The following is a 20,575-nucleotide window of genomic DNA, read 5'->3' on the forward strand; positions in this document are numbered from 1 at the left end:
GGGTGCGTGGAGCGCGTCAAGAAACGGTAAGATAGGAGCCGTACTCAAGCAAGAAGCGCGTTGCAGCGCCTGTCACCGAAGGAAGATACCAATGACAATTCGTCGTGTAGCACTACTGACTGCGGGAGGATTCGCCCCCTGCTTGTCAACCGCGGTTGGCGACCTCATCGAGCGGTACACGAAGGAAGCGCCCGACGCCGAAATCATCGGCTACCAGCACGGATACCATGGTCTGCTGACCGGCAACTCGATCGTGTTCGACGACGAGGCTCGCGAAAAGGCCCACATCCTCACCCGATTCGGTGGCTCTCCGATCGGCAACTCGCGCGTGAAACTCACAAACTCCCAGGATCTCATCGATCGCGGGCTCATCAAGCCCGGTCAGAACGCACTTGAGGTGGCCGCCGAGCAGCTCAAGACGGACGGGGTGGACGTCCTGCACACCATCGGTGGTGACGACACGAACACCACTGCCGCCGATCTCGCACAGTACTTGCACGAGAACGATTATGAACTGACCGTGGTCGGCCTGCCCAAGACGATCGACAACGACATCGTGCCCATCCGCCAGTCGCTCGGTGCGTACACGGCGGCCGAGCAGGCATCGATCTTCGCGCAGAACATCGTGGGCGAGCACCGCTCGAACCCCCGCATGCTCATCATCCACGAGATCATGGGTCGCAACTGCGGCTACCTCGCAGCGCAGACCACGCAGTACTACCGTGACTGGCTGGACGAGCAGGAATGGGTGCCTTCGGCGGGTCTGACCAAGGACCGCTGGGACGTCCACGCGCTCTATCTGCCCGAGATCACGTTCGATCTGGACGTCGAGGCCTCGCGCCTGCGCCGGATCATGGACGAGCAGGGCAATGTCAACATCTTCCTCTCCGAGGGAGCTGGCGTGGCTGAGATTATCGAGGAGATCCTCGAAGCCGGTGGCGAGGTCGAGCGCGACGCGTTCGGCCACGTCAAGCTCGACACGATCAACCCCGGCGAGTGGTTCGCAGACAAGTTCTCGAAGATCATCGGCGCGGAGAAGGTCATGGTTCAAAAGTCGGGCTACTTCTCGCGCTCGGCTAAGTCCAACGAGACCGATCTTGAGCTCATCCGCGAGATGACGGACTTGGCCGTGCAGTCGGCCAAGGACGGGGTTTCCGGCGTGATCGGACACGACGAGGAACGCAACGACGAGCTGCGCACGATCGAGTTCGATCGCATCGCCGGTCACAAGGCCTTCGACGTTGATCAGGACTGGTTCAAGGCCCTGATGGACGACATCGGTCAGCCGTGGGAGCCCCAGCCCAAGGCTGAGTAGGCATCTGACCTCGGCATAAACTGACGCGGAAAAGGGAACAGCTCGCGCTGCTCCCTTTTTCGTGCGCGTGCCGGGGGCGGACGGCGTCGTTTGGTGCGTGTGCCGGTGCGGACGGCGTCGTTCAGTGCTCGGACTCGAATGGCGGTACGGCGGAAAATGCCTACAATCGAACTATGTATGAAGACGCAGATGAGGCAACCCTCAAAGAAATCTCTGGTTGGAAGAATCTTCCGGCGAAGCATCAGCCGCAGTATCCAGATTCCGATTTCCTTGGGACGACCGTCGACTATCTGCGCACCATGCCGCCGCTCATCTTCGCCGGTGAGGCCGATTCGCTGAAGGAAGAGTTCGCGAAAGCGTCGCGTGGCGAGGCGTTCGTGCTCCAGGGAGGGGACTGCGCCGAGTCATTCGCGGACGCGACGGCCGATCGGATCCGTGCGAAGATCCGCACGATCTTGCAGATGGCAGTTGTGCTGACCTACTCGGGCTCCGTTCCTGTTGTGAAGCTTGGCCGGATGGCCGGCCAATACGCCAAGCCGCGGTCAAACCCGATGGAGCTGCGCGAGGGCACCGAGCTGCCGTCCTACATGGGCGACGCCGTCAACGGGCACGAATTCACCGAGGCCATGCGCGTGCCAGATCCGCACCGCCTCGTCGAGGCCTACCAGCACTCGGCCGCCACGCTGAATCTCATCCGCGCCTTCACCGGCGGCGGTTTCGCGGATATTGCGAAGGTGCACGAGTGGAACAAGGGCTTCTCGTCGAACCCTGCCTACCGCCGCTACAACCAGCTCGCCTCGGAAATCGATCGCGCCATGCAGTTCATGAAGGCCGCCGGCGCCTACTCCGAATCGCTGCGGACGGTTGACTTCTACTCCTCGCACGAGGCACTCCTGCTCGATTACGAGGACGCGATGACGCGCGTGGACTCGCGCACCGGCCTGCCCTACAACACGGGCGCGCACTTCCTGTGGATCGGGGAGCGCACCCGCGACGCCGACGGCGCGCACGTGGAGATGCTCTCGCACGTGCAAAATCCGATTGGCGTCAAGCTTGGCCCGAGCGCGACTCGAGACGAGATCCTCGCGCTGGTGGACAAGCTCAACCCCGAGGGCGAGGAAGGCCGACTCACGTTCATCACGCGCCTGGGTGCCGAGAAGATCAACGATCTGTTGCCGGCGATCATCGAGACCGTTCAGCAGGACGGGCGGCCCGTCACCTGGATGTGCGATCCCATGCACGGCAATACGATTTCGGTGGGCAAGTTCAAGACGCGGCGCCTCGATGACGTGCTGGACGAAGTTCGCGGGTTCTTCCACGTTCATCGCGAGCTCAACACGACGCCAGGTGGCCTGCATATCGAGCTGACCGGCGACGACGTGACCGAGGTGCTCGGCGGGTCCGAAGAGGTGCTGGAGGAGTCACTGGGAGAGCGCTACGAGACGCTCGTTGACCCTCGCCTGAATCACCAGCAGTCTCTCGAGCTCGCGTTCCTCGTCTCCGAGATTCTGCGCGAGAACTTCTAGGCGGGTGCTGCGGGCGTAACGCGCCTGCGCCCGCTAGACCACGGTGATCGTGACGGTGGACCCGGGCTGAAGCATCTGCCCGGCTGCGGGCGTCTGCGCCCGGACTGTGCCAAAGTAGCCGCCCAGGAAGCGGTCGTAGGACACGACGAAGCCGGCGTCTTCGAGAATCTGGGTTGCTTCGCCTTCTTGGAGCCCGAAGACGTCCGGCACCTCGACGAGCTCCGGGCCAAGGGAGACCGTGAGGGTGACGGTGTCACCGCGATACAGGGTCTCGCCGGCGACGGGGGCTTGGGCGATGATGTTGCCCTGCGGGGTGGTATCCGAGTATTCCTCGAGCGTTGTGAGAGCCAAACCGTATTCTTCGAGGCGATTCGTCGCGGCCTCGAGGCTCTCACCGGTCACGTCTGGGACGGAAATGGGTTCGCGGCCCAGAGACACCGTGATAGCGACTTCCGAGCTATGTGGCACCGATGCGCCCGCCTCGGGGGCTTGGGAGATCACCGAACCCGCCGGCACCGTTTCCGAATACGCCTCCTCGGTAACTGGCGTGAGGCGAGCCTGCGTGAGAGCGGCCGTGGCGTCGTCGCTCGTTTGCCCAACGACGTCAATCACCTCCACGTGCTCGATACCTTGGGAGACGATCATCGTCACGGTCTCGGACGGATGCAGGCCGGTTCCGCCCGGGGGATCTGTGTTGATGACGAGGCCTTCGGCGACGTCGTCGGAGAATTCTTCCGTGCGCTCGACGTGGAAGCCGAGGTTGCCGAGCGAGGCTTGGGCGTCGTCGGCGGGCATGCCGGTCACAGACGGAATATCGACGCGCAGGCCGGGCCCTTCGCTGTAATACCACCACGTGGAGTACGCGCCCGCGCCGACGAGTGCTAGGAGTAGCACGAGGACGAGGGGCCACACGCGCCGCTTGCGCCGCGGCTTGTCTGTCACCGCCGTGTCCTGCCGCCGTGCCGGCGGATGGCTCGCAGGTGCGAGGCCGGCCGGTGTAGAAGCGGACTGTGCCGAGGTGGACTGTGCGGAACCGGCCTGTGTGGAACTGGCCTGTGCTGGGTCGGAGCGGTCGAGCTGATCCAACTCGTTCGTCTTCCCTACCGGTATGGCTGCGGTCTTTCCAGGGCTTACGGGAGCGGCCTGCGAGGTCGGCTTCGAGTCTTTGACGACCGGGAAGACGGGGATCCGGCGAATGAGGATATCCTCGGGAAGCGATTCGGTAATGTCGATCAGCGCATCGAGTGCGGCGCCGGCGTTTTGTGGCCGCTTCGAGGGGCTCTTTGCAGTGAGCAGGCCGATGAGCGAATCGAGCGCTGGTGGAATCCAGCCGGCAAGATCGGTCAGGCGCGGCATCGTGTCATTGACGTGCTTGTAGGCAACCGACAGCGCGGACTCAGACTGGAAGGGCAACGCCCCGGCGATGAGCTCGTAGAGCATGATGCCGACCGAGTAGATGTCGGCAGTTTTTCCCGTGGTGCCGTCGGAGACGAACTCTGGTGCCACATATCCAACGGTGCCGAGCATCGTGTTCGTGTGGGTCGAGGTGGCGTCGGAGGCCGCGCGGGCGAGGCCGAAATCGGTGAGCTTTGCATCGAACTTCGGCTCGAGCGAGGTGGGTTCGAGGGGTTTGGCGAGCAGGACGTTTTCCGGCTTGATATCGCGGTGGATGATTCCGGCGTCGTGTGCGGCGGCCAGGCCGGTCAGGAGTTGGCGAATAAGCTCGAGACTAATCCCAAGAGGGAAAGACCCGTGCGTGTTGAGCTCCGAGCGCAGGTCCGGCCCCGAGATAAGTTCCATGACGAGGTAGGGGCGCTCGCCGGTGGGCGTGGTCGCGACGCCCTGATCGTGAACGGCCACGATGTTCGAGTTCGACAGGCGCGCAGCCGAGCGTGCTTCGGAGATGAAACGTTCGACGAAGTCCGACTGCTCAGCAAGGTGCGAGTGAATGACCTTGAGCGCGACTTCGCGCTGGAGACGCTCGTCGGTGCCCCGATACACGGTTGCCATGCCACCGCGGGCAATGCGGGCGGTGATGGCGTACCGATTATCGAGGACGGTGCCAAGGAGCGGGTCAGGTGCTTTCACGAGTTCTACAATACGTGCAAAGCCGGTCAATCCGCTGTGGACTGACCGGCTTCGCGTGTCGAAGATTTAGAAGCGAGCCATCGCTGACTTCACCTTGGCGACGTAGGTGACGGTATCGGGGCGCATGCCGTTCCTTTGCACGCCTCCCAGGCCCTGGTAGTAGCCCGCGACCGCCTGATCAAAGTTCGCTGCAGAGGAGTGCAGGGACCGGATGATCGCCACTCCCGCCACGATGTTGTCGTACGGGTCAAGGAGGTCAAGCTTACGGCCCACGAGCTGCGAGGCCCACACGCCTGACGAGGGAATGACCTGCATCGTTCCGATCGCGTTGGCGGGGGAGACTGCCGTCGCGTCGAAGCCGGACTCGACGTAGGCGTGAGCGAGCGCGAGCTTCGGGTCAACGCCCATCTGGTTCGCAACCTGGATGATCGTTTGCTGGGTCTGCGCGCGTGAGGGTACGCCCGCGTTGACGAGGGCGTGCTTGTTCTCGTTTGCTGCGGCAACCGTCGAATCCGCGTAGGTGTAGCCGGGGAAGTTGTTGGTGACCAGCTGCGGCTTGGACGTGCTCGTCGCAGGTGTACTCGCCCCGCCGATCGTCAGTTTCTGGCCGACGCTGATGCGGTGTGGATTCGAGATCGAGTTCGCTGCCTGGATCGCGGCGACTGTGGTTCCGTGGTTGCGAGCGATACGGTCAAGCGTGTCACCTGCGCGAACGGTGTAGACCGTGCCGTTGGTCGCAGGCGCTGGCGTTGCCGGCTTCGGTGCCGGTGCGGGCTTGGCAGCCGGAGTCGAGACGGCCGGTGTTCCAATCGACAGACGCTGGCCGATGCTCAGACGGTTCGGGTTCGCAATGCCGTTGTCTGCGGCAATCTTGGCGACTGTCGTCCCGTGCTGGAGTGCGATCTTGCCAAGAGTATCGCCGGCCTTGACGGTGTACGTCGCGCCTGCCGAAGCAGCCGGCTTCGAGGCGGCTGGCTTCTGAGCGGCTGGTTTAGTTGCCGCTGGCGATGACGCTGCGGGCGTTGCGGTTGCCGGGGCGGCTCCGCCGATCGTGAGCTTCTGGCCAACGCTGATGCGGTTGGGATTGGAAATCTTGTTGTCAGCGGCAATCTTGGCAACGGTCGTCTTGTGCTGGAGCGCGATCTTGCTGAGCGTATCGCCGCGCTGAACCACGTAGGTCGTCACCGCCGGCTTGCTAGCTGCCGGCTTGGAGGCCGCAGGCTTGGTAGCTGCTGGATTAGTAGCTGCCGACTTCGCCGTGACAGGCGACGGGATGCGAAGCTGCTGACCGGGGAAGATGAGGTGCGCGGACCGGAGCTGGTTTTCGCGCACGATCGCGTCGACGCTCGTGCCGGTTCGCGTGGCGATCTCACTCAGCGTGTCGCCAGGCTTGACCTGGTAGTTCATGAGTGGCGTGGTGAAGATGGGGGTCTTGACCTCGGCGAGATCTGCGGCTGGTACAGCCTGCGCCGTGGGAGCGATGACCGTGGCTGCCGTTGCGGCGGCGAGTGCTGCGCCCGACCGCTTGATCCATGACGACATGGAGCCTCCGTATGGTGCTAAATTTACAAATGTGACAACTGTGCCTTGAGATGTAAATGTTATAAATGTTTCATCTGAGACAATAACCGACTTCACTGCGTGTTGCCACTCAAAAACCAGATTCTGGTGTATGTTTCACCCCTCAAGATCGTCGAGTGTAGACATTTGGGGCAAAAATGGCGCATTTGAGCGGCCGAAGAGAGGTCGAACCCCAACACCCGCGACCAAATAGCCGACTGGTACATACGTTTCTAGGCCGGTCTTCGCGGCAGCCGTTGATTTGAGGGGCGCTCAGGGCACGATCTTCGCTATATGGCGACATCGAGCTCTCAGCACCCCGCAAATTCACGCGAACGCCCGAGACCGAACACGCCACCGGCGATCCACTACAGGTACTGGCGTGGAGAGAGCAGGAGCGTGCCGGTAGAAGGGATCGCCAAAGCGACAGCGGGAGAGTGCCGGTAGCAGGGAACGCTAAAGTGACAGCGGGAGCGTGCCGGTAGCAGGGATCGCCAAAGCGACAGCGGGAGAGTGCCGGTAGCAGGGATCGCCAAAGTGACAGCGAAAGCGGGGCTTAGTGGCGGCGATCCTTCAGCGAACTCATCACAGACCGCAAAATGGGTGCATCGGGTAGATCCTCGGCGGCCTCTAGAGCAGCGCTCTCATATTCGTCGATCATTGATTCGTGGGCATCGAAGGCGCCGGAATCTTTAACGATGCGCTGGATGTCCTTGACGTCCGCGTCCGTCAACTCTCGGCCAAGAGAATCGTCGATGAGGGCTACATCCGAGGCGGTCGCCATGCCTCGCGTGAGAGCGAGGAGGACTGTGCGCTTGCCTTCGGTGATGTCGCCGCCAGCAGGCTTGCCCGTGTCCTCGGGATTTCCAAATATGCCGAGCTCGTCATCGCGCAACTGGAATGCGAAGCCGAGTGGCAGGCCCACGCGCGAGAGTCTCCCGAGATCGTCATCGTCAGCGCCGGCAAGCGCGCCGCCGATGAGAAGCGGAAGCTCCACGGAATAGCGCGCGGACTTGTGGCGAAGAACGAGGAGGGCATCCTGGATAGCGCTGGCTTGATCGTTGTTCATGGCCGTGAGTTCGGCGCGGAAGTCGAGATACTGACCGAAGGCGGTTTCGGCCGTCATGCCATGGTAAATAGTGCGCGCGCGAGTCAGCGCGTGTGCGTCCTTATGCTCAGCTTTCTCGAACTCCAGCGCTCCAAGGGATAGGAGGTAGTCGCCGGAGAGGATTCCAGCCTTCCTGCCGAAGTCCGTGGAATCACCCATCATTGACATGCTGCGGTGCGAGGTGGCGTAACTGCGATGGATGGCGGGCAGACCGCGGCGAGTATCTGATTCGTCGATGATGTCGTCGTGGGCAAGCGCGGATAGTTGATAGAGCTCGAGAGCCGTGCCCGCGTGCACTGGGAGGCCGGGGCCCTCGTAAGCCTCATAGCCCGCCGCGAGGAGCAGCGCGCGTGTGCGCTTGCCGGCCTCTGACAGTAGGAGAGCTGGGCGCACGAATTCCTTCCACGCGGCCTCGGCGATCGCATCATCGATAAATGGTGCGCGGGTCGTGAGGACCTCGGAGATTCGGGCGGACACTGCGGAGCGAAAGTCGTGCATGCCTCGAGCCTATCGGTAGATCGAAAAGTTAACCACATGTCACGAACCGCAAGGATTATCCACATTTGGGCACTTCTCGAATTCACGCGAACGGCCATTCCACTTGAATGGGCGCATGGAGAAATTACGTTTACGAAACCCTCATGAATCACTCGCGCTCATCCCGCATCTCATTGGCTTCCGGCCCATGAATGCCATCATGCTCTGGGCCCTCACCTCCGGCCCCGACCATTCAAGCGGCCCCATTATCCGCATCGAAGTGGAGGACGACCTCCCGCACGATCTCATCGACGTCGTGATCGACTTCGTCGATACCTTCGACGTCGAGGACCTCGTCATCGCATGGTACGGTTCCGATCTCGAGGCCATGATCAACAACCACACGGCGGTCGAGATCCTCGACACCGCAGGCGTAGCCGCCCAGCACTTCATCGACAAGACTCTTCCTCCACCCGACGACGGCTACGTCACGGTCTCGCTCACTGATTACACGCACTGGGCAGGCTGCCTGAGCCTGCGCGATGTGCCATATGCGGGCTTCGATGAGCTCGTCGCCGAAGGCGTCGTGCAGTCGTTCGACGAACTCAACGAGTCCCCGGCATTAACAGAGCTCGTCTTCCACGGATCGGCACCTTTCGACAGCGAACCCAAATCCGAGCAGTCGCGGGAGCCGTGGAGCGTCCGGTCGGGCGCCGTCATTGCCGCGAGAGCGGAGCGCTTGCGCACGAGTCAGCGTCGAAAGTGCGGGAACGCGTGGCACCGAGCCCTCGAGGATATTCGTGCGGGATTGGCGCCCGAGGAGGCCGCGCCAACCGATGAGATCATCGGTCTGCTCAACGCGGGGCTCGACAGCATCTTGCTCCGAGATCGGGTGATCCTGGCGGCGGTGAACTCCAATATCACCGAGATCCTCAAGGTGAAAAAGCACGAGATTGCCAGGCTTCTCGGTGAAGCGACGACCACCACCTCCGAGCACCTGACGGCGATCATCGAGCTCGTGGAGTACATCGCCGCCTTCTCAGACGACGACGATCCGGCGGCCTTTGCCGTCGCTGCGTATTTGCGCTGGTGGGCGGGGGACTTGGAGACTGCGTGCAACAATGCGGTTGCAGCCAGTGCGTCCAACCCGCACTACTCACTTGCGAAGCTTGTACTCCACGCACTCTTCGTGGATTTGCCCGCGCCGATTTCCGACATGTGAGCGCCCAGAGCGTAACTGAGCAGGTCACAGCGCCGCGGATGTCGCAGTGCGTCAGGGAAGGGGCTCTTGGCCGCCAATGTGAGTATTCTCGTAGCGTGACATCTACGTTAGGGGGACCCATGAAGGTCGTTGTACCGATTGTTGGGGAGACGAATGACGAGGCGCTATCCGTTGCCATCAAGATTGCTCGGCAACAGGAGATGACCTTGGTGGCGATGTTGAGTCGCCCGGTGTCGGAATTCGATCAGGAGAGCGTCGACGACGAAATCGACGCGCTGTGCGATCGGCTCGACAACGAAGACATCGCATACTCAACGGAGGTGCGGCTGGGCGAGGAGGATCTGGGCCTGGCTGTGGCCAAGGTTGCGGCGGACGTTGAGGCCTCGCTCGTCGTGGTGTCACTGGCGCAGCCTCCGACGAACGGAAAGCTGCTCCTTGGGTCGCAAATCCAGCGCTTGCTCGTCGGCAGCCCGTGCTCGGTGCTTGTTGTGCGCGAGAAGACTCTGCTCGAACAGGGGGAATAAATTACCGGAAAAACCGTTTGCCCTAGTGAGCAAATGCGAGTTTTCGCTGAATCTCCGCTATAATATGCAAGTTGTACTCACTGGCGTTTCGAAAGGTTGCACGTGGCCGCATCAAAAGCAAAGACCTCTACCTCATCCTCGTCCGCACAGAAGGTAAAGGTTGATGTTAGCTCACTGTCAGGAATGAAGGTTCCTGAGCTTCGTGAACTCGCGAAGGACCTCGATCTCGACCTCAATTCGCGTGCCGTCAAGGCAACCCTCGTCGAAGAGATTTCTCAGGCTCTTGTGGCCAAGGACTCCGCCTCGAAGAAGCCTGTCTCTGAGAAGGCGAAGCAGGTTGGCAAGGCAAAGCAGGCTGGCAAGTCAAAGAAAGCTGAGAAGGAAGAGCCGGCTAAGGCTAAGCAGACCAAGAAGTCGGAGACTGCGAAGAAGGCTGAACCGGCTAAGAAGGCAGCGCCAGCAAAGAAGGCAGCGCCAGCAAAGAAGGCACAGTCGACGACGACGGCCACGTCGGATGCACAGGCAGCGTCCGCGAAGAAGGCAGCGCCAGCGAAGAAGACCAAGCAGACCGCTAAAGCCGAACCCAAGGCGACCAAGGTGGAGGCCACGCCGGAGGCCAGTGCGGACGTGACGGAAGCTGAACTCAAGGCGTTGAAGGTCGGCGAGTTGCGAGACAAGGCAAAGGACCTCGGCGCGGATAAGATCTCTGGCCTGCGCAAGCAAGACCTCATCGATCTCATCATCAAGCTTGCAGGCACTACCGCTGCGCCGGCGTCTGCCACGGCTGACAAGCCGGCGTCCAAAACGGCCAAGCCCACCGAGGCTGTGGACGAGGACGAGATCGACTCAGCAGATGAGGACGAAGACTCGACTCCCGCGACTCCGGACGATCCGGAGGATCTCGAGGACGAGGACATGGACCTCGACGAGGATCTCGACGATTCCTCCGACTCGGCAGAGAGCTCGGATGAAGCCGAGGATGAGGATGCGGACGAGGACGATGAAGACGGCGAAAAGTCCGTCATCGTGACCGCGTCGAACAAGGAATCGAAGGGCGCGTTCGTCGTCAAGGATTCCGATGACACCGATGAGCCGGCTCAGCGCGTTCACGTCGCCGGCGCGACCGCCGATCCGGTCAAGGATTACCTCAAGCAGATCGGCAAGGTCCCGCTTCTGAATGCCGCCGAAGAGGTCGAACTCTCGCAGCGCATCGAGGCTGGCCTGTACGCCCAGCACCTGCTCGACACCACCGAGATTGAGGACCGCAAGTACCGCCGAGAGCTCGAGATCATCGCTCGTGATGGTCGCAATGCGAAGAACCACCTCCTCGAAGCAAACCTCCGCCTCGTCGTCTCTCTGGCGAAGCGCTACACCGGCCGCGGCATGCTCTTCCTCGATCTCATTCAGGAAGGCAACCTCGGTCTGGTTCGAGCAGTTGAGAAGTTTGACTACGCAAAGGGCTACAAGTTCTCGACCTACGCAACGTGGTGGATCCGCCAGGCCATCACGCGCGCCATGGCAGATCAGGCCCGTACGATTCGTATTCCCGTCCACATGGTTGAAGTCATCAACAAGCTGGCGCGCGTCCAGCGCCAGTTGCTCCAAGACCTCGGCCGCGAACCCACCACGGAAGAGCTCGCGCGCGAACTAGACATGACCGAAGAAAAGGTTATAGAGGTTCAAAAGTATGGTCGTGAACCGATTTCCCTTCACACCCCGCTGGGCGAGGATGGAGATTCAGAGTTCGGCGATCTCATTGAGGATTCGGAGGCCGTTGTGCCTGCCGACGCCGTCGGGTTTACCCTGCTTCAAGAGCAACTCCATCAGGTGCTCGATACGCTCTCAGAGCGCGAGGCCGGCGTCGTCTCGATGCGCTTTGGTCTGACGGACGGTCAGCCCAAGACGCTTGATGAAATTGGCAAGGTGTATGGCGTGACTCGTGAGCGAATCCGCCAGATTGAGTCGAAGACGATGTCCAAGCTCCGCCATCCGTCGCGTTCGCAAGTCTTGCGCGACTACCTGGAGTAACGCGGGTACCTGGAATAACGCGGCTACCTGGAGTAGGGCGGTTACCTGAAGTGACGCGCGTACTTAAGTAACGCGACCTCGTGAATCGCGGCTAGCTCGAGTGATATACCTGCACCGGAATCGGAATCACCGTTATGTGCGAAGCGCGCCCCAACTGCGGGCGCGTTTCCATTGGGCGGGGAGGACCTCGACGTCGTCGCGGTTAAGGTCGACGTTCGTATAGCGCTGGCCTCGTTCTTCGAGGTCGACGAAAACGCGGAAGATCGCTGCGCACGTGAGGGCGTCGCTCATGCTGCGGTGTGCCTGGCCGGGGCGGATGTCCAACCGCTCGGCGAGCCCGCGCAGGGAGTGCGAGCCGGGCTCGAGATAGATGCGGGACTGATCCATGGTGCACACGCACGACTCCTCATCGATGCGTTCCATCAATCCGGCGCGCGCGAATTCGCTATTGAGGAATTCCCGATCGAACTTTGCGTTATGCGCCACAATCCGCCGCCCGTGAAGCTGAGTGGCGAGATCCGAGGCGATCTCGGAGAAACGTGGGGCGCGTGCGAGATGGTCGTCGGTGAGTCCGTGAATGTGGACGGCGCCCGTCGGACGGCCAGGATTGACCAGAGTATGCCAGCGAGATACCTCGGCAAAGTCGGAGTCGAGGTGAATGACGGCTATCTCGATTACACGATCCGTGGCCCGGTCCAACCCGGTTGTTTCGATGTCGAGAATGGCATACTTGCTGAGACTCATTGCGCCATTGTCTCATAGCGGCCGTTTTTGCCCGGGGCGAACCGGCGTGAGATGAGGGGAATAAAAATAGCGTTTCGTGCTTTGATCGTAGTGTGAATGCATTAATTGAAACACCGTCTCTGACAGCCGCTGACCGCTGTGACGCCTGCTCCGCGCAGGCGTACGTCCGTGTCGAATTGTCATCTGGTGAGCTCCTGTTCTGTGCACACCATGCGCGCAAGCACATGCCGGCACTGGAAAAGGTAGCGATCAATATCGTTGACGAAACCGACCGAGTATCTCAGTAGTCAGCACAACTCCAACTAGCGGGGGCGAGTTCGAAAGAACTCGCCCCCGGTTTATGTCCGCATTCCCCGGGTCATGCCAGCAGGCCTTTATCCCGGCCTACCCGAGACCTCGCAGTGATTCACGGACACTCCGCCCTCTTGCCAGCTCAGCGGCGGCTGCGACCCGGCCGGTCGAAGATCCGCGATGAACTGCGAGAACGCCGGCCGAAGTTTGCGCATGCTTGCACCGCCAGAGATGAGATCGTAGGCGCTATCGGGATCTGTGACCACCGTGGGCGCGACGATGTCCACAAGCCCACGGTAGGCCTCGGGAGCGTAAGGCGCAGAGGGGCCAACGAGGATCGTCAACGCATTCGCGGAGAGTTCAAGAAGTCGGGGGAGCGTCTTGTTCGTGAACGTCATCCCCGTGATAAACACGATCTGCGCGTCTGGCAACAGATACTCAGCGGCCTGATCGGGAAGATCACCCGGCTGCGGCCGGCGCTCGAGAATCGTGAGATCCGCGTGTCCGAAGCACGCCAGCTGACCTCGAAAGTGCCCGATCATCACGGTTCTTTTCCCGGCCGTTAGATGATGAGCTTCGGTAAAGATCGAGCTGGTCGGAAATCTGCGCGCTAGATCCGCGGTGTTGACGTGGCTGTTAATCGCGGCGGTGCCAAGGGCAGATTCAACCGGATCCCACGAGGTGACGAGCTGTGCGACGTCGCGCAGGCTCGCCCCGACCAACCGCTCATGCGTTTTGGCTCCCCGATGCTCCTCCGGAATGGCCGCGATCCCGGCCCCCTGATCAGTCTGAACGAACGCAGCCCGATGGCTGAGCGCCCTGCGCACCGGAATATCTGGCACCGCCTCGAGGAACGGGGTGTAGAAATCCCATGCTGACATGTGGCCTCCATCTGTGATCGTTGCGGCTTCATCGTACGGCAATGTGGTGTGCAACGCGTCGCCACCTCACCTAGTTTGCGGGCAAATCAGGCTAGGATTCTGGCGTGCCACCATCTAAGAAGCAGGAATATACTGCCCGCCATCTCTCGGTCCTCGAGGGTCTCGAGGCGGTGCGCAAGCGACCCGGAATGTACATCGGCTCCACCGATTCGCGGGGGCTGATGCACTGCCTGTGGGAGATCATCGACAACTCGGTCGACGAAGCAACGGAAGGCTACGCCACCAAGATTGAGATCACGCTGTTTCCCGATGGGTCAGTCAAGGTCAGCGACGACGGTCGTGGCATTCCCGTCGATGAGGTGCCGGGCACCGGCGCATCCGGCGTCGAGGTCGTCTACACGAAGCTGCACGCCGGTGGTAAGTTCGACGGGTCGATGTACGGCTCCGCGGGCGGCCTGCACGGTGTGGGTGCCTCCGTGGTCAACGCCCTGTCCGAACGCCTCGATGTGGCCGTGCGCCGAGATGGCAAAGTCTGGGAGATGTCCTTCCACCGCGGCGAGCCCGGTGTGTTCAAGGATGGCAGAACCCCCAAGCCCGACAACCCGTTCACGCCGTTCACCACTCAGTCCGAACTGCAGGTCACGGGCAAGGTCGCGAAGAAGAACACCGGCACGACGGTCCGATACTGGGCCGATCCCGAAATCTTCCCCACGGATACGGAATTTGACTATCCGCACCTCGTCGAGCGAGCTCGCGAGAAGGCGTTCCTCGTCCCGGGCCTGGAAATCGTCATTCGCGACGAGCGTGGCCTGCCTGGCACGCCCGGCGAAGAGAGCCCCGTCGAGGAAGTGTTCAAGTACGACGGCGGCGTGGTCGACTTCGTCGATCATCTCGCGGCTGATGCGCCCGTCTCGCGCACTATGCACATCACGGGCTCGGGTACGTTCACCGAGACGGTTCAGGAACTCGACAAGAAGTCGGGCCACCTCAAGCCCCGCGAGGTCGAACGCAATTGCGACGTCGACATCGCGCTTCGCTGGGGCAATGGCTACGACACCCGCGAGGAATCGTTCGTCAACATTATTGCGACGCCCAAGGGTGGCACTCACCTGACGGGCTTCGAGGCGGGCCTCGTCAAGACCGTCCGCGCGCAGATCGAATCGCGCGCTCGCCAGCTCAAGGTCACTGCCCGCGATCCGCGCATCGACAAGGATGACATCCTCGCCGGCCTGACGGCCGTCATTGCCGTGCGCTTCCCGGAGCCGCAGTTCGAAGGCCAGACCAAAGAAGTGCTGGGAACGGCGCCGATTCGCGCCATCGTCTCAAAGGTGGTGGAGGAGGGGCTTACCAAGGAGCTCACGTCCTCCAAGCGCGATGCTCGCACGGAGAACCTTCGTATCCTCGAAAAGATCGTGGCCGAGATGCGCGCCCGCGTGGCCGCGCGCACCCAGAAGGAGATCTCGCGCCGCAAGAACGCGCTGGAGACCTCCACGCTGCCCGCGAAGCTGGCTGATTGCCGCTCGGAAGACATCGAGCAGACTGAGCTGTTCATCGTCGAGGGCGATTCGGCCCTCGGCACGGCCAAGCTGGCGCGAGATTCCGAATTCCAGGCGCTTCTTCCGATCCGTGGAAAGATCCTCAACGTCCAGAAGGCATCGCCGTCCGACATTCTCAAGAACCAGGAAGTTTCATCGATCATTCAGGTGGTCGGGGCTGGATCCGGGCGCACTTTTGACGTGGATGCCGCACGCTACGGCAAGGTTATTTTCATGACCGACGCCGACGTCGACGGCGCTCACATCCGCACGCTGCTCCTGACACTGTTCTTCCGCTACATGCGCCCGCTCGTCGAGGCCGGCCGGGTCTATGCGGCCGTGCCGCCACTTCATCGAGTCGAAGTGGCAGGCAAGGGGCGAAAGAAGGGCGAATACATCTATTCGTACTCGGAAGCGGAGCTACGCCAGATTCTCAGCCGACTTGAGAAGCAGGGGCGTTCGTACAAAGAGCCCATTCAGCGATACAAGGGTCTGGGTGAGATGGACGCCGATCAGCTCGCCGAAACGACGATGGATCCCAACCAGCGGACGCTGAGGCGAATCTCTCTCGAGGACGAGCAGGCGCTTCGTTTCGCGGAGGAGACCTTTGAACTCCTCATGGGTTCCGAGGTTGCTCCCCGTAAAGATTTCATCATCGACGGCGCTGACGACATCTCGCGCGAGCAGATCGACGCCTAGCCGGCGGCGACGTTAGTCCTAGTTATAGGTACACTAAGAGCCATGCACACGGGAAAGTTAACGGGACGAACGTTGGAGCAGCGCCTCGCTGCTCCCAGTGAGCTCCCTCTTCCCAGCGCACACCTAGGCCTGACGTGGCGCTCGTTGTGTAACGACGATCTCGACGACGTCCGCGACCTCCTTGACGAGTCGGCAGACCCGAGGATTTTTGATGACGTCCGTATCCTCCGGCTCGTCACGCCCCTAATCGATGACACGCAAAGCAAGAACGCGAACGTCGACGCGCTTGTCGGCTGGGACTCCGCCGGGCGGCTCCAGGCGATCGGGATCGTGAGCCTCCACCCCAATCCGCTCACCGAAGTTCAGGCAGACATCCTTGGCGTAACTCGACCGCAGTGGCGAGGCCGCGGAATTGGCCGTGCCCTTCTGGAATGGCAAGACGGGCGCGCTCGCCAGATGATGCTCGGAGCGGGCCACGACTTGCCGGCGTCGATCCGCTCGCGCGTTCGGTCGGATAACATGGGCCGTCGTCGTCTTCTCGCTGCCGGTGGCTTTTCGCCCCAGTGGCGCTGGACGTTCATGGATCTTGACCTCACCGACGAACACCGGGAGATGGCGAAGGACGCGCGCGTGCGGCTGGCCGAGCGCGGGATGTCGCTGCGTCACCTTGACGAGAGCGACTCCGAGGAAGTTCGCCGTCTCCACAACCGAGTTTCGATGGTCATGGAGCGGCGCCAACCGCTCAGCGCGCAACAGTGGCAGGAGCGCCTCGAGGATTCCGACCACGAAGCATCGACGATCTTGACCGATGGCGCGAACCTCGTCGGGTACTCGCTGTGTTCGGCATCCGGCACGGGGGAGTGCTTGCGCGTCATCTACTACGGCATCGATCGTGGCTTCCGCCACGACGGCAACGGAACCGACCTCATCCTCTCGCAAATTGACCACGCACTTGATCGGGGTTTTAAGCGAATGTGCGTGCCCATCGTCTCTGAAAACACGCCAGCAACCGAGTTTCTCACCACCCACGGATTCTTCGAGGGTGACTCCCATATCCTCTACTCGATCGATATCTAATGGACGTCCAGACTTGGCAGTGGAAGCCACTGCACGCCGCGAATGTGCCCGAGATTCTCGACCTAATTTTGAGGATCGAGGAGGCCGACGACGCCTCCATTCGCACGTCGGCTTCCGAGGTCGAATCCTATTTCCACGATTCGCACGTGTGGCGCGCGCAGGGAGCCTGGGTGGGCTCAGAGCTCGTGGCGTTCGGCCTGGCTCGCACACTCGCCGACAACTCCGGTGACCTGCCGATTACGGTCTCTGGCGGTGTGGCTCCCGAGTGGCGCGAGCACGGCGTCGGGCAGGATCTCATGGAGCGGCAGCTCATTACGTCTCGCGCGGTGGCCGGCGAACTCGGACTCGACTCCGCCACCGTCCAGATGTACATCGAGAGCTCGCAGAGCGTCCTCATTGATCTCGCACGCGAATTCGAATTCACGCCGCACTCGCAGTTCATCCAAATGCGCCGCAGCCTCGACATGCCGATCGATAGCGTCGAGACCTCTCAGTACATCCAGATCGTCAAGCTCTCCGAAGACTGGATCAAAGACTCTCGCAAGGCCCATAACAAGGTGCTCGCTGACGCCACGTCGTGGACCAAGATGAACTCGGAGTCCTGGCGAGAGCGAATCTCCCAGATGGAAGAGGACTGGTGCCTCGTGGCACTCGACCTGTTCGGTGACCGCCCGCGGCTCGCCGGATACCTTCTCGCCTCGCGCTTCACGTCCGACATCGAGGGCCCCGATGGTCAGCCCATTTACGACGAGGGATACGTGGAAGAGATCGTCGTGCTACCCGAATGGCGTGGCAAGCACGTCGCATCCTCGCTGATTATGACCGCGATGGAGCGCTTCAAGGCTGACGGGCTCATGCACATCGGGCTCGACGTCATCAAGGACGCCAACGACGAAGGCTCAGACCTCGTCACGGTATTCGAACACTTGGATTTCCAGCGAGTGTCCGAAACCTACATCGTCACAACAACCGTCTAGCACCCTCGGCTAGCCGATAGCGCGCACCACCGTCTTGAGCTGCTCGCCAGAGCCGTCCCTGCGCTCATCCACCTCGGGTAGCGCGAGGGGCTTTCCGCCCTGACCTGTGGCACGAGCGGGGGATTCACCGACCCACGCCATCTGCAACACATCCTCGCCTCGCAGGAACCTGTGTGCGCGCACGCCACCCGTAGCGCGGCCCTTGGCGGGGAACCGATCAAGGGGAGTTACCTTTGCGGAGCCGGGCACCGTACCCGGAAGAGCATCGGCCGAGCCTGCGATGGTCACCACGCTGTGGGCAGCGAGATCGTTGTCTGGCACGACGCCGAACGCGATGACTTGAGCACCATCGGCGAGGCGGATGCCTGCAACGCCCTGACCACCGCGGCCCTGCGGGCGCACCGCCGACGCGCTGAAGCGCAGGAGCTGCGCGTTGGAGGTGACGAGGACGATCTGGTCGTCATCACCAGCCGGCATTGCGCCGACCACGCGATCGCCGTCGGTCAGTTTGATGACGTCGATGGCACCCTTATCGGGGATATCGGGATTGACCCGCTTGATCTTGCCCTGAGCTGTGGCCACTGCGAGAACCTGGGCGTCGTCGTCGAGGGAAACGAGCCCGACGACGTGCGTGCCCTTGCCCATCAGCAAGATTTCCGTGACTGGGACGCCGCCCGTGAGGCTGGGCGCGCCTTCCGTATCCGGAATCGCTGGAATATCGACGACGTTCAGGCGCTGAACCGAGCCGTCCGACGTCAGGACGCCAACACTCGAGAGGTTGGATGTGAAGACCTTGGAGGCAATCGTGTCATGGGCAGCGCGCGGGCCACTGCGAGCGGGCTCGGTCTCGGAGACGATGCGCGCGATGAGGCCGTCGCCGGAGAGCACAACCCATGCCGGGTCGTCTGCGACCTTGAGCGAGCCGCGCGCCGACGGGGCTGCCACCGTGTCCGTCTCGAGGAGCACCGTGCGCCGCGGCGTGCCGAACTCGCGTGAGACCTGAGCGAGCTCGTCGGAGATGAGAGCGTGGAGGCGCTCCTCAGAGCCGAGAATCTCGGTGAGATCCTCGATGGTCTCCATGAGCTCGTTCTTCTCCGTCTCAAGTTCGATCTGGCTGAACTTGGTCAGCCGGCGAAGGCGAAGCTCGAGGATGTACTCGGCCTGAACCTCGGTCAGGTCGAAGACTTTCATGAGGCGGTCCTTGGCGATCGTTGAATCGTCCGAGGATCGGATGACGGCGATCACCTCGTCAATATCGAGAATCGCGATGAGCAGGCCCTCGACCAGGTGCAGGCGAGCCTTGGCCTTATCGAGGCGGAATTGAGTGCGCCTGCGCGTGACCTGCACGCGGTGGTCGAGGAAGACCTGCAGCAGTTCCTTCAGGCCAAGCGTGCGCGGCTGGCCATCGACGAGCGCAACATTGTTGATGCCGAACGACTCTTCGAGCGGCGTAAACTTGTACAGATTGGCGAGCACAGCTTCGGGATTGAACGAATTCTTCACCTCGATGACGAGGCGCGTGCCGTGATTGCGGTCCGTGAGGTTCTGAACGCCGGAGATGCCCTGCAACTTCTTGGACTGAACCGCGTCCTTGATCTTGTCGATGACCTTCTCCGGCCCCACGAGATAGGGAAGCTCGGTGAAGATAATGCCCTTGCGCCGGGCGGTGATGTTCTCGATGTGCGCGCTTGCGCGGGTGCGGAAGATGCCGCGGCCGGTTTCGTAGGCCTGGCGCACGCCGTCGAGTCCGACGATCTTGCCACCTTCGGGCAGATCGGGGCCGGGGATGTAGCGCATGAGCTCGTCGAGAGTCGCATCCGGGCTGTCGAGCAGGAAGCGCGCGCCAGCAACGACCTCCACGAGATTGTGGGGCGCCATGTTCGTGGCCATGCCGACGGCGATGCCGGACGAGCCATTGACGAGCAGGTTCGGGATGGCGGCGGGCAGGACGTCGGGCTGCATGTACGTGTTGTCGTAGTTGGGCACCATGTCCACGACGTCCTCGTCGAGGGAGGCCGTCATCGCAAGCGCGGCCGGAGCCATGCGAACCTCCGTGTACCGCGGAGCCGCGGGGCCATCGTCGAGAGAGCCGAAGTTACCGTGGCCATCGACCATCGGCAGACGCATCGTGAACGGCTGGGCGAGGCGAACCATCGCGTCGTAAATCGCCGTGTCGCCGTGCGGGTGGAGACGGCCCATGACGTCACCAACGACTCGGGAGGACTTCACGTGGCTCTTGTCCGGGCGTAGACCCATCCGATCCATCTGGAACAGGATGCGACGCTGGACGGGCTTGAGGCCGTCACGGGCGTCGGGCAACGCGCGCGCATAGATCACCGAATAGGAGTATTCGAGGAAGGAGGTGCGCATCTCCTTGGAAACGTCGATGTCAACAATGTGCTCTTCGGTTTGGGCCATTTATCTATTATCCGTTGATACGGAGCGGATGTTTGGGAGGGCCGCGCCCGTGTTGCCGTGATATTGACCGCCTGCTTTCGTAGATTGGGCGCGCCTTTGAGACAA

14 protein-coding genes are annotated in these 20,575 nt (G+C 61.8%); 8 read left to right on the forward strand and 6 right to left on the reverse strand.

The features are described from left to right. Window positions 1-91: 91 nt before the first annotated feature. Together ACHFFR_RS01785 and ACHFFR_RS01790 are read left to right on the forward strand one after the other, a co-directional pair. The gene (locus ACHFFR_RS01785; RefSeq protein ID WP_394262555.1) at window positions 92-1,315 is read left to right on the forward strand and encodes a pyrophosphate--fructose-6-phosphate 1-phosphotransferase; all 1,224 of its coding nucleotides are present in this window, start codon (window positions 92-94) and stop codon (window positions 1,313-1,315) included. A gap of 173 nt (window positions 1,316-1,488) precedes the next feature. After that, window positions 1,489-2,841 carry a class II 3-deoxy-7-phosphoheptulonate synthase gene (locus ACHFFR_RS01790; RefSeq protein WP_394262556.1) on the forward strand — a complete coding sequence of 451 codons (1,353 nt, stop codon included), beginning with the start codon at window positions 1,489-1,491 and terminating at the stop codon, window positions 2,839-2,841. A 33-nt stretch (window positions 2,842-2,874) separates the two neighbouring features. On the opposite strand, the gene pknB is transcribed toward ACHFFR_RS01790, so the two are convergent. The 3 genes from pknB to ACHFFR_RS01805 form a co-directional block, all read right to left on the reverse strand. Further along, a complete protein-coding gene (gene pknB, locus ACHFFR_RS01795) occupies window positions 2,875-4,929 on the reverse strand; it encodes a Stk1 family PASTA domain-containing Ser/Thr kinase (RefSeq protein WP_394262557.1) in 2,055 nt (684 codons plus the stop codon). A 66-nt stretch (window positions 4,930-4,995) separates the two neighbouring features. Further along, complete coding sequence (locus ACHFFR_RS01800; RefSeq protein WP_394262558.1) at window positions 4,996-6,471, reverse strand: LysM peptidoglycan-binding domain-containing protein; 1,476 nt, start codon at window positions 6,469-6,471, stop codon at window positions 4,996-4,998. 574 nt (window positions 6,472-7,045) lie between these two features. After that, window positions 7,046-8,095 carry a polyprenyl synthetase family protein gene (locus ACHFFR_RS01805; protein ID WP_394262559.1) on the reverse strand — a complete coding sequence of 350 codons (1,050 nt, stop codon included), beginning with the start codon at window positions 8,093-8,095 and terminating at the stop codon, window positions 7,046-7,048. A 115-nt stretch (window positions 8,096-8,210) separates the two neighbouring features. On the opposite strand from ACHFFR_RS01805, the gene ACHFFR_RS01810 reads away from it, so the two are divergent. The 3 genes from ACHFFR_RS01810 (at window position 8,211) to ACHFFR_RS01820 (ending at window position 11,848) form a co-directional block, all read left to right on the forward strand. After that, complete coding sequence (locus ACHFFR_RS01810) at window positions 8,211-9,296, forward strand: DUF4192 family protein (protein WP_394262560.1); 1,086 nt, start codon at window positions 8,211-8,213, stop codon at window positions 9,294-9,296. 119 nt (window positions 9,297-9,415) lie between these two features. Continuing rightward, a complete protein-coding gene (locus ACHFFR_RS01815) occupies window positions 9,416-9,820 on the forward strand; it encodes a universal stress protein (protein ID WP_394262561.1) in 405 nt (134 codons plus the stop codon). Between the two features lie 183 nt (window positions 9,821-10,003). Then, window positions 10,004-11,848 (forward strand): RNA polymerase sigma factor, encoded by a 1,845-nt coding sequence (locus tag ACHFFR_RS01820; protein ID WP_394262562.1) that lies wholly within the window; start codon window positions 10,004-10,006, stop codon window positions 11,846-11,848. A 132-nt stretch (window positions 11,849-11,980) separates the two neighbouring features. Here ACHFFR_RS01820 and ACHFFR_RS01825 read toward each other — a convergent pair whose 3' ends face one another. After that, on the reverse strand, window positions 11,981-12,592 hold the full coding sequence (locus tag ACHFFR_RS01825) for an exonuclease domain-containing protein (RefSeq protein WP_394262563.1): 612 nt from the start codon (window positions 12,590-12,592) through the stop codon (window positions 11,981-11,983). Between the two features lie 374 nt (window positions 12,593-12,966). Next, window positions 12,967-13,764 (reverse strand): Rossmann-like domain-containing protein, encoded by a 798-nt coding sequence (locus ACHFFR_RS01830; protein WP_394262564.1) that lies wholly within the window; start codon window positions 13,762-13,764, stop codon window positions 12,967-12,969. Window positions 13,765-13,868: 104 nt separating this feature from the next. Between ACHFFR_RS01830 and ACHFFR_RS01835 the strand changes: the two genes are divergently transcribed. Genes ACHFFR_RS01835 through ACHFFR_RS01845 form a run of 3 tightly spaced genes read left to right on the forward strand, consistent with a single transcriptional unit; the run spans window position 13,869 to window position 18,052 of the window. Beyond that, a complete protein-coding gene (locus tag ACHFFR_RS01835; RefSeq protein WP_394262565.1) occupies window positions 13,869-15,998 on the forward strand; it encodes a type IIA DNA topoisomerase subunit B in 2,130 nt (709 codons plus the stop codon). A 42-nt stretch (window positions 15,999-16,040) separates the two neighbouring features. Further along, window positions 16,041-17,075 (forward strand): GNAT family N-acetyltransferase, encoded by a 1,035-nt coding sequence (locus ACHFFR_RS01840; RefSeq protein WP_394262566.1) that lies wholly within the window; start codon window positions 16,041-16,043, stop codon window positions 17,073-17,075. Further along, window positions 17,075-18,052 carry a GNAT family N-acetyltransferase gene (locus ACHFFR_RS01845; protein ID WP_394262567.1) on the forward strand — a complete coding sequence of 326 codons (978 nt, stop codon included), beginning with the start codon at window positions 17,075-17,077 and terminating at the stop codon, window positions 18,050-18,052. The genes ACHFFR_RS01840 and ACHFFR_RS01845 overlap by 1 nt, the downstream gene beginning before the upstream one ends. A gap of 9 nt (window positions 18,053-18,061) precedes the next feature. On the opposite strand, the gene ACHFFR_RS01850 is transcribed toward ACHFFR_RS01845, so the two are convergent. Then, window positions 18,062-20,470: a DNA topoisomerase (ATP-hydrolyzing) subunit A gene (locus ACHFFR_RS01850; protein ID WP_394262568.1), complete on the reverse strand. Its 2,409-nt coding sequence runs from the start codon at window positions 20,468-20,470 to the stop codon at window positions 18,062-18,064. Window positions 20,471-20,575: the final 105 nt, after the last annotated feature.

It is taken from the genome of Trueperella sp. (assembly GCF_043424875.1).
Lineage (GTDB): Bacteria > Actinomycetota > Actinomycetes > Actinomycetales > Actinomycetaceae > Trueperella.